The 2583-nt window shown below is 32.3% G+C and carries 2 protein-coding genes; both read right to left on the bottom strand.

The window, feature by feature from the left end:
* Nucleotides 1-110: 110 nt before the first annotated feature.
* On the bottom strand, nucleotides 111-1259 hold the full coding sequence (locus tag Xmir_RS21960; RefSeq protein ID WP_099116093.1) for a glycosyltransferase: 1149 nt from the start codon (nucleotides 1257-1259) through the stop codon (nucleotides 111-113).
* 22 nt (nucleotides 1260-1281) lie between these two features.
* On the bottom strand, nucleotides 1282-2031 hold the full coding sequence (locus Xmir_RS21955; protein ID WP_099116092.1) for a glycosyltransferase family 25 protein: 750 nt from the start codon (nucleotides 2029-2031) through the stop codon (nucleotides 1282-1284).
* Nucleotides 2032-2583 lie beyond the last annotated feature (552 nt).

Below are 2583 nucleotides of genomic sequence, written 5' to 3'. Positions count from 1 at the left end.
ATCGTGACGGCGGTGTGTGGGTTTACTCATGATTAAAGTCATCCATTCATGTAATAAAGAGTTATTATTACATGAATTTATTCATGACGACACCATCTAGGAGAGGGGAATCAATGCTCTCTTCTATAAGGGAAATTTTTACTTAATATTGTCATGATTCTATTATGATATATATCATCGTAATATTCAGTTATGGATTCTTTTATCTTTGGATAATCAGGAAGTTTCTTTCCGTTTACGATTTCTTGCAATTTATTAGATAATGCATCTATATCATTTAAAGGATACAATTGGCCATTAATCCCATTTTTAATTATATCAGAGGGTCCGGTTTGGCAGTTTGAGCTAATTACGTAGATACCATAGGAGATTGCTTCACATAAAACCATTCCAAATCCCTCATAAGATGAAGTTAACAATAAGCAAGTTACATTTTTAATATTTTTATTTATATACTCCCATGGACTTTGTTGCCAACCATGCCATTTTACCTTATTTTCAATTTTAAGTATGAGTGCTAGTTTTTTTAATTTATCAATTTCCTGCTCTTCACCAGAGCCAACAATGTCTAATGACCAATGTCCATTTATTCTGGAAAGTGACAAAAATAACTCTTTTAGGTTTTTTTGATCATTGAAAGTGATTCTGCCTAAATATAAAAAAGAAACATTGTCGTCTGAACGGCTTATTATTTCATACTTCGGTGTCACCGGATTATAAATCGTGTAAATATTATCTGGGCTAACACCCATATTGCGGAGTTGCGTAGTGATTCCAGAGCTGATAGCTAAATGTTTATCTGCCAGTAGCATGTATTCTGCTTTATAGGTGTTATGCAATGTAGAATGACTCCAGGAAAATATGTTTGTATTTCTCAAACTAAATCTTCTTGCCCATAAGGATATATAGCATGTTAACGAATCGTAAGAAATAATATGCTCTGGATTGTGTTGTAAAATTAATTTTGAAAATTTATATGCAAAATGCAGTCTTCTTAATTTTGTATTTTTAACGCTCGATTTTATGCGAACATAATTTTTACTATCAAGCCATTGGTCATTAGGGTTTTTAAACGTATCTTCAAAAAATACGAACAATATTTCATAGCCACTTTTCGGTGATGACATTAGTCGGTAAAAATTATTGAAAACTGTTTCCATACCTCCAAATCCGCTCAAATTGTATCCAGCAATGAAAATTTTATTTTTTTTATCATGATACCAACAATTAAAAATTAATAGGATAGTGTTGAACTGCATGATTGGAGATAACCTTAGCACTCTAGTGCGAAAGTTTAACTTTCTTCAGCCAAGCACGAATAAAAACTCTCCATAAGGTTAGTTTGATTTTAGTAATGATGTCACACTTTCGATTTTTCTTGTCTAATTTTGTTAGTGAGTATTTTCTTTCTCCAATTGATGAATTTAAAGAATGAGGAGAAGAATGAGTAATTGGTGGAGGTATAATTCCTTTTAATTTAATGACATTGTGTTCTCTGAATATCTTCCATTCATCAGCAACAAATCTAACAGGTTGTAAATATTGATATAGATTTTTAGCTGCAGCTAAATTTAATATATATCCAAAAGCTCCTGCTGAATCAATCACATTGACAATGGTATGCTCATCAGTTAATGGTTTTTTAAATGAGTCAAAGTATTCATTGGTTTTGTTCAGTAAAAAAACAAATGGATTTGAGCTAAGAGCCTGAGGATCTTTTTCTAAAGAGGATAGTACTGCTGTTAGATTATTATCAAAAATGACATCATCTTCTAATACGAGAGAAATAGGAATATTATTATCTATTATTTTTTTATAGACATTTAGATGACTCATTGAACACCCAACTTCACCAAGAGTTAGATATATTTTATTGAAGTCTGGGCAAATTTTCTTGATCTGTTCATCAGACAATCCTCTCCCATACACACCCGTAATAAATTCAGCATCAAGGCTTACCTTTTCTAACTGGTTTTGTATTGATAATTTGCGATCTATATCTTTTTCTAAGTTAATGACGAAAATCTTCATGGCTCACCATTTTTAATTGAATTTAACTAATTATAGTCAGAAAACAGAAAAATGCCTCAGTACTGACACCCATCAATGTAATCAGCAAACTGTTGCATGTTAGAGATAGTAGCTTCTCTATAAAAAATGCATAAAAATGCTTAATGGTAAGCCAGATTTACTATTCGCCTTATGCTTTTTTATTCCTAATTACCAATGAATAAAGTTTGTAACTGTTTGGTTTTTAAAGGGGATAATAGCTAGTTATATTAGGCGTAAGTGATCTAACTTATTTATTTTATTTGAAATGACAATGATTTTAAAATCCCTCGGCCTTTAGACTGTGCGAGTTCAAGTCCCGCCTCGGGCACCAAACATAAGTTTACTAACGTCTACTCTAGTAAACTAACTCCTAGAAAGACCTGATAAATCAATCAGGTCTTTTGTTGTATATAGAAAACCCCCTGCTAGGCAGGGGGTTCCGTAGAGCTTTCAGCGATGAAGCGGCTATAAAAACCCCTTTTGATTTGTTAAAACACCTTGCTGTCTGGCAACTGCAAAAGTGAATCAAGA

It is taken from the genome of Xenorhabdus miraniensis (genome assembly GCF_002632615.1).
The sequence above is the reverse complement of the archived record's forward strand: the minus strand, read 5'-3'. Positions and strand labels throughout refer to the sequence as shown.

Coding starts and splice junctions, on each gene's coding strand:
- Xmir_RS21960 (WP_099116093.1), bottom strand. CDS start 1,259: ATGCAGTTCAACACTATCCTATTAATTTTTAATTGTTGGTATCATGAT.
- Xmir_RS21955 (WP_099116092.1), bottom strand. CDS start 2,031: ATGAAGATTTTCGTCATTAACTTAGAAAAAGATATAGATCGCAAATTA.